Genomic DNA, 1,131 nt, shown 5'->3' with positions numbered 1-1,131 from the left:
TATTGCTGTCCGATAAAAATATAGCAAACGAATAAAAATAGGGCTGACTTCATTTGCGAGGTCAGCCCATTTTCGTTAGATTTCTGTCGCCAAACAAAATCAATCCAACTATGGGCAAAAGTATACATTTTAGCGGACAGCCGCTCTATGGTCAGGTTATAAAATTATTGGATAAGTCAACAATCCTTCGTATTAGTCGTAAACATGGTGGCGAACACTACATAAAACGTTTTGATTGCTGGACTCATCTTGTTGTTATGCTTTATGCGGTCATCATGCGTTTTGATTCCTTACGCGAGATAACGGCTTCCCTACAGGCAGAAGCCCGCAAGCTTTTCCATTTGGGTATCAGCTCAATGCCTTCACGCAGTACACTTTCCGATGCCAACCAACGGCGTCCGGAGGTTATATTTGAGTCCATTTATCGTGATTTATACGCCACATACAGGCATGTGCTTTCCTCGGACAGCCGCAAAAGCAGGGACGCTGTCTGGATGAAGCGTCTCCAGATTATCGACTCCACTACTATCACACTGTTCTCCAATCTGTTGTTCAAGGGCGTGGGCCGTCATCCCAAAACCGGCAAAAAGAAAGGGGGTATAAAGGTGCACACCGTCATACACGCCAATGAGGGAGTCCCTTCTGATATAAAGTTTACATCTGCAGCCACCAACGATTCTTTTATGTTAAAGCCGTCAACATTGAGCAAAGGAGACATAGTTGCCATGGACCGGGCATATATTGACTATGAGAAACTGGAAGCACTCACGCAAAGAGAAGTTCTGTATGTGACAAAAATGAAGAAGAATCTAAAATACAACATTATGGAGGACTGTATGTACCAGACAACAGACGGCCTTATGGAAGTGCGCATACAACATGTCACATTCTCTAAAGTTCTGAAGGGTGGAGAAATACTGATTCATCATGCCCGTATCATTACCTATGCCGATACCCAAAAGCACAAACTGGTTGCATTGCTTACAAACGATATGGAATCAGACCCGAACGAAATTATAGAAATTTACCGCAAACGCTGGGAAATTGAACTGCTGTTCAAACAGATAAAACAGAACTTCCCGTTGAAATACTTCTATGGAGAAAGTGCAAATGCCATCAAGATACAGATTT

Annotated in this window: 1 protein-coding gene; it reads left to right on the top strand. The window is 42.8% G+C overall.

Annotated features, from left to right (window positions below):
* Window positions 1-110 precede the first annotated feature (110 nt).
* Window positions 111-1,131: IS4 family transposase (locus tag M3085_RS13835; protein WP_249053328.1), on the top strand; the 1,021-nt coding region annotated here is incomplete at its 3' end.

This window comes from Bacteroides caecicola (assembly GCF_023337095.1).
In the GTDB taxonomy this organism is placed as follows: Bacteria; Bacteroidota; Bacteroidia; order Bacteroidales; family Bacteroidaceae; genus Phocaeicola; species Phocaeicola gallinarum.
This window is presented reverse-complemented; position numbering and strand designations above follow the sequence as displayed.